The organism is Streptococcus alactolyticus (assembly GCF_042649785.1).
Lineage (GTDB): Bacteria > Bacillota > Bacilli > Lactobacillales > Streptococcaceae > Streptococcus > Streptococcus alactolyticus.
Genome location: NZ_JBHRZX010000040.1, coordinates 1 through 6,129, shown reverse-complemented (window position 1 = coordinate 6,129; position 6,129 = coordinate 1). Strand labels below are relative to the sequence as shown.

The following is a 6,129-nucleotide window of genomic DNA, read 5'->3' as shown; positions in this document are numbered from 1 at the left end:
CGTTCAGTTAGTGTTAAATGTTTACTTTTTGGAGTATAATAGTTTTGCATCTCAGAGTCTTTCTAATTGTTGTGGTGATTACAATTATATCTCTCTGAGATGTTTTTTGATACCCTTAGGTGGCTAACTTCATTTTAGAACTTTCCAGCTGCAAAACGGCTTGGTTAAGCGAAAAAGTAGCTTTTAAAAATTAAAAAGAGTGCTTTAGTACTTGAAAGCGTTTATAAAAAATGATAGAATATGATGAAAGCGAAATTTTCAAATAGAAAGGAAGTCCAACAATGAATACTGATGATACGATTACAATTTACGACGTTGCCCGAGAAGCTGGCGTTTCTATGGCAACTGTCAGCCGTGTTGTAAACGGAAACAAAAATGTCAAAGAAAACACACGTAAAAAAGTTCTTGAAGTCATTGAACGTTTGGATTATCGTCCAAATGCCGTTGCTCGTGGTTTGGCAAGTAAAAAAACGACAACTGTCGGTGTGGTTATCCCAAATATTGCCAATAGTTATTTCTCAATTCTAGCAAAAGGGATAGATGATATCGCTGCTATGTATAAGTATAATATTGTCCTAGCATCTAGTGATGAAGACGATGACAAAGAAATCAACGTTATCAACACCTTGTTTGCCAAACAAGTGGACGGTATTATCTTTATGGGACACCATTTGACTGAAAAAATTCGTGCAGAGTTCTCTCGCTCACGTACACCAGTTGTTCTTGCCGGTACTGTTGATTTAGACCACCAATTGCCAAGTGTTAATATTGATTACAAGGCTGCTGTGGCTGATGTTGTGGATCGCTTAGCTGAGAATAACCAAGAAATCGCTTTTGTTTCAGGTCCGCTCATTGACGAAATCAATGGTAAAGTTCGCTTAGCTGGCTATAAGCAAGGTCTTGAAAAGAACAACTTATCGTTCAAAGAAGGTCTTGTCTTTGAAATCAATTACAACTATAAAGATGGGTTTGAGTTAGCCAAGCGTGTGCTCAATTCAGGTGCTACCGCAGCTTATGTGGCAGAAGATGAATTAGCAGCAGGCTTGCTTAATGGCTTGTTTGAAGCGGGTGTCAATGTTCCAGAAGATTTTGAAATCATCACAAGCAATGATTCACCAATCACTTCCTACACACGTCCAAACCTAACAAGTATCAGTCAGCCAGTTTATGATTTAGGGGCTGTTAGTATGCGTATGCTCACTAAAATCATGAACAAAGAAGAGTTAGAAGAAAAAGAAATCATTCTAAACCATGGCGTGACTGTACGTGGAACCACACGTTAAATTTAATCTTAGAGATCTTTCCTTAAAAAAACTCGCGATGCAGTCGCCGAGTATCCGCAAAAAAGTGTCTAATCAGGCACTTTTTTGTCTTTAAATGAAAAAAAACAGAAAATAAGCTATAATAAATAGTATGAAAGTTTTACTATATTTGGAAGCGGAAAATTATTTGAGTAAATCAGGTATTGGGCGTGCGATAAAACACCAAGAACGCGCTTTAAACATGGTAGGACAAGCTTATACCATCAATCCTGAAGATGATTACGATTTGATTCATATTAACACTTACGGTCTAAGGAGTGGTTACCTGCTCCATCAGGCTAAAAGGGCTGGGAAAAAGGTGATTGTGCATGGGCATTCGACGGAGGAAGATTTTAGAAACTCTTTCATTGGTTCTAATTTGGTTTCCCCTTTGGTGAAACGCTATTTGCGTCATTTTTACCAAACAGCCGATGCGGTCATCACTCCAACCGAGTATTCTAAATCTTTGATTGCAGGTTATGGGGTTCAAACACCTATTTATGCAGTGTCAAATGGCATTGATTTGTCACGTTATGTGCCAAATCCACAAAAAGAGCAGGCTTTTAGGGATTATTTTAAGCTAAAATCTGATGACAAAGTGGTTATTTGTGCGGGATTGTATTTCATGCGCAAGGGTATTGATGATTTTATCAAGGTCGCTGAGCAGATGCCTGATGTCCGATTTATTTGGTTTGGAGATACAAACAAATGGGTGATTCCGCATAAAGTCAGACGTTTAGTCGAACACGACCACCCTGAAAATGTTACTTTTGCAGGCTACATTAAAGGTGATGTTTTTGAGGGAGCTATGAGTGGTTCGGATGCTTTCTTTTTCCCAAGTCGTGAAGAAACAGAAGGTATCGTGGTCTTAGAGGCTTTGGCTAGTCACCAACGAGTCGTTTTGCGTGATATTCCCGTTTATAAGGGTTGGTTGGATGATAAATCAGCTACCTTTGCCAGCGATGTTCCTGGTTTTGTCAAGGCGCTTAGACAGGTGCTTGCTGATAAAACCTCTACACGTGAGGCAGGTTATCATGTGGCTGAGAGTCGCAGCATTGACAAGGTGGCTCATGAATTAGTGCAGGTTTATGAAAAAGTAATGGAGTGATAACATGAGAGTAGGTCTTTTTACGGATACTTATTTTCCGCAGGTATCAGGAGTTGCAACGAGTATTCGTACCCTAAAAGAAGAGTTAGAAAAAGCAGGGCACGAGGTTTATATTTTTACAACAACCGATAAAGCGGTGAAACGTTACGAAGATCCCACAATTATTCGTTTGCCAAGCGTTCCTTTTGTGTCGTTTACCGACCGTCGCGTGGCTTACCGTGGCTTGATTTCAACCTACAAAATCGCCAAACAATACAAATTGGACATTATTCACACGCAGACCGAATTTAGCGTTGGGATGTTAGGAAAAATGATCGCAGCGGCCTTACGTATTCCTGCTGTCCATACCTATCACACCCAATACGAAGATTATGTGGGTTATATTGCAAATGGAAAAATCATCAAACCAGGCATGGTCAAATACATCATGCGTGGCTATTTGAATGACTTGGATGGGGTTATTTGCCCATCACGTATTGTTTTAAATCTTTTGGATGACTATCATATCAAAATCCCTAAACGTGTCGTTCCAACAGGCATCCGTGTGGCTGAATACGAACGAGATGACATCACCGCTGAAGACACCAAGGTTTTACGTGACAAATTAGGGTTGGCTGATGATGACATTATGTTGCTTAGCTTGTCTAGGGTTTCTTACGAGAAAAACATTCAAGCTGTTCTAAAACATTTGCCAGAGGTCTTGTCTGAAAACAAGCACGTCAAATTGGTTATTGCTGGTGATGGGCCTTACTTGAAAGACTTGCAGCAGCAAGCAAAAGAGCTGGGTATTGAGGACGCGGTTATTTTTACAGGTATGGTGCCACATGATGAAACGGTCTTGTATTACAAAACCTGCGATTTTTTCATCTCAGCTTCAACCAGTGAAACCCAAGGTTTGACTTATACAGAAAGTTTGGCGAGCGGAACACCAGTGATTGCACATGGTAATCCTTACTTGGATGACGTGATTGACCACAAGATGTTTGGAACCCTGTTTTACCGTGAGGATGATTTGGCGGACGCTATTTTAGATGCGATTGCAGACACGCCACCGATGAACCCTAAAACCTATCAAGAAAAGTTGTATGATATTTCAGCTGAGCATTTTGGCAAATCGGTCTATGAATTTTACTTGGATGTCTTGATTTCAGCACGTAACAAGAAAAAAGAAAAAATTTCCATGACCATTCGTCGCAAGGAAAAACGTTCTGTCCATATTGCCCGTTCTGCTAGAGATTTGCCAAGAGGAGTGGCGAAATCAACAGCTAAAACGTCTGTCAAGGTTCTCAAAGTCCCAGGACGCATGATTCAATCTATTCGTGATTTTTTAGATTAGATTCCTTGAAAAATAAAATAATCGTGCTATAATAACTAACGAAGACAAGTTGAACAAGAACCAACCTTTAGAGCGAGTGCCGGCTGGTGAGAAGGGCACAGGGTTGACTGCTTCAATACTACTTCCTTGTTTTTATGCAAACATAAAACGGTAGCTACGATATAGCTGATTTGAGGTTCATGGCATTTTTTGTCGTGGATAAATGAAGGTGGAACCACGTTACGACGTCCTTTTGGGATGTCGTTTTTCTTTTATCCTGAGATGCTTGATAACCTTCTAACACTTGTAACCAATATAAAAGGAGATAGATATGGTTAACATTACTTTTCCAGACGGCGCTGTGCGTGAATTTGAATCTGGCGTGACAACATTTGAAATCGCGCAAAGCATCAGCAATTCATTAGCCAAAAAAGCTTTGGCAGGTAAATTAAACGGTAAATTGATTGACACAACGCGTGCCATTACAGAAGACGGTAGTCTTGAAATCGTGACACCTGATCACGAAGATGCCTTGCCAATCTTGCGTCACTCTGCAGCTCACCTCTTTGCACAAGCTGCACGACGTCTTTTCCCTGATATTCATCTTGGTGTTGGTCCTGCTATCCAAGATGGTTTCTACTACGATACTGATAATGCTGCTGGTCAAATCACTGATGAAGACCTTCCTCGTATCGAAGAAGAAATGAAAAAAATTGTTAAAGAAAACTACCCATGTATTCGTCAAGAAGTGACTAAAGACGAAGCGCGTGAAATCTTCAAAAATGACCCTTACAAACTTGAATTGATTGAAGAACATTCAGAAGATGAAGGTGGTTTGACTATTTATTCACAAGGAGAATTCACAGACCTTTGTCGTGGCCCACACGTCCCAAGTACTGGTCGCATCCAAGTTTTCCACTTGTTGAACGTAGCGGGTGCTTACTGGCGTGGTAACAGTGACAATGCGATGATGCAACGTGTTTATGGTACAGCTTGGTTTGATAAAAAAGATTTGAAAGCTTACCTCAAACAACGTGAAGAAGCCAAAGAACGTGACCACCGTAAACTTGGTAAAGAACTTGACTTGTTCATGATTTCACAAGAAGTTGGTCAAGGGTTGCCATTCTGGTTGCCAGACGGAGCAACTATTCGTCGTACGTTGGAACGCTATATTGTGGATAAAGAAATCGCAGCTGGTTATCAACATGTTTACACACCACCAATTGCTTCTGTTGACCTTTACAAAACATCAGGTCACTGGGACCACTACCGTGAAGACATGTTCCCAACAATGGATATGGGTGATGGCGAATCATTTGTGCTTCGTCCAATGAACTGCCCACACCACATCGAAGTTTACAAACACCACGTGCATTCTTACCGTGAATTGCCAATTCGTATCGCTGAAATTGGTATGATGCACCGTTACGAAAAATCTGGTGCTCTTACTGGTTTGCAACGTGTGCGTGAAATGTCATTGAATGACGGCCATACCTTTGTGACACCTGAACAAATCCAAGACGAATTCAAACGTACCCTCCAATTGATTATTGATGTGTATGAAGATTTCAACTTGACTGATTACCGTTTCCGTTTGTCATACCGTGACCCTAAAGACACTCACAAATACTATGACAACGATGAAATGTGGGAAAATGCTCAAAGCATGTTGAAAGCTGCCATGGACGACATGGGCTTGGATTACTTTGAAGCAGAAGGTGAAGCTGCCTTTTATGGACCAAAACTTGATATCCAAGTGAAAACTGCCCTTGGTAATGAAGAAACCCTTTCAACTATCCAATTGGATTTCCTTCTTCCAGAACGTTTTGACCTTAAATACATCGGTGCTGATGGTGAAGAACACCGTCCAGTCATGATTCACCGTGGGGTTATCTCAACTATGGAACGCTTCACAGCCATCTTGATTGAAAATTACAAAGGGGCTTTCCCAACTTGGCTTGCTCCACACCAAGTGACTGTTATCCCAGTATCTAACGAAGCACATATTGATTACGCTTGGGAAGTAGCTAAAATCTTGCGTGATAAAGGGGTTCGTGCTGACGTGGACGAACGTAACGAAAAAATGCAACTTAAAATCCGTCAAAGCCAAACCAAGAAAATTCCTTACCAATTGATTGTTGGGGATAAAGAAATGGCTGACAAGACTGTCAATGTTCGTCGTTACGGTAGCAAACAAACCCACACAGAAAGTGTTGATGCCTTTGTGGAAAACATTTTGGCAGATATTGCTCGCAAATCTCGTCCAGCTAAATAAGGCATTTGCTCAATGGACCAGAAACACTCGAAAGCTTAGACTTTTGGGTGTTTTCTTTTGGCTCTTTGTCAACTGTAGTGGGTAGATGAAAAGCTAACACCTAGAGAGGACGAACTTCGTTCTCTCTTTC

Annotated in this window: 4 protein-coding genes and 1 pseudogene; all 5 read left to right on the top strand. The window is 40.8% G+C overall.

Annotation, left to right across the window (positions count from 1 at the left end; translation table 11 throughout):
* The first annotated feature begins 281 nt into the window (after positions 1 to 281).
* The 5 genes and pseudogenes from ccpA to thrS all read left to right on the top strand — a co-directional run bounded on the left by ccpA (position 282) and on the right by thrS (position 5,999).
* Positions 282 to 1,283: a catabolite control protein A gene (gene ccpA, locus ACFORE_RS08245; protein ID WP_154455474.1), complete on the top strand. Its 1,002-nt coding sequence runs from the start codon at positions 282 to 284 to the stop codon at positions 1,281 to 1,283.
* A gap of 130 nt (positions 1,284 to 1,413) precedes the next feature.
* The gene (locus tag ACFORE_RS08240) at positions 1,414 to 2,409 is read left to right on the top strand and encodes an LTA glycolipid anchor biosynthesis glycosyltransferase, IagA/BgsA family (protein WP_154455473.1); all 996 of its coding nucleotides are present in this window, start codon (positions 1,414 to 1,416) and stop codon (positions 2,407 to 2,409) included.
* Positions 2,410 to 2,413: 4 nt separating this feature from the next.
* Positions 2,414 to 3,745 carry a glycosyltransferase family 4 protein gene (locus ACFORE_RS08235; RefSeq protein ID WP_154455472.1) on the top strand — a complete coding sequence of 444 codons (1,332 nt, stop codon included), beginning with the start codon at positions 2,414 to 2,416 and terminating at the stop codon, positions 3,743 to 3,745.
* A 126-nt stretch (positions 3,746 to 3,871) separates the two neighbouring features.
* Positions 3,872 to 4,063 (top strand): annotated as a pseudogene (locus ACFORE_RS08230) (hypothetical protein).
* Positions 4,056 to 5,999 (top strand): threonine--tRNA ligase, encoded by a 1,944-nt coding sequence (gene thrS / locus ACFORE_RS08225; protein ID WP_154455471.1) that lies wholly within the window; start codon positions 4,056 to 4,058, stop codon positions 5,997 to 5,999. Before ACFORE_RS08230 ends, thrS begins: the two are co-directional and overlap by 8 nt.
* The last annotated feature ends 130 nt before the right edge of the window (positions 6,000 to 6,129 follow it).

Excerpts from the sequence above, each read along its gene's own strand:
- ccpA (WP_154455474.1), top strand. The coding sequence starts at position 282 with ATGAATACTGATGATACGATTACAATTTACGACGTTGCCCGAGAAGCT.
- ACFORE_RS08240 (WP_154455473.1), top strand. The coding sequence starts at position 1,414 with ATGAAAGTTTTACTATATTTGGAAGCGGAAAATTATTTGAGTAAATCA.
- ACFORE_RS08235 (WP_154455472.1), top strand. The coding sequence starts at position 2,414 with ATGAGAGTAGGTCTTTTTACGGATACTTATTTTCCGCAGGTATCAGGA.
- thrS (WP_154455471.1), top strand. The coding sequence starts at position 4,056 with ATGGTTAACATTACTTTTCCAGACGGCGCTGTGCGTGAATTTGAATCT.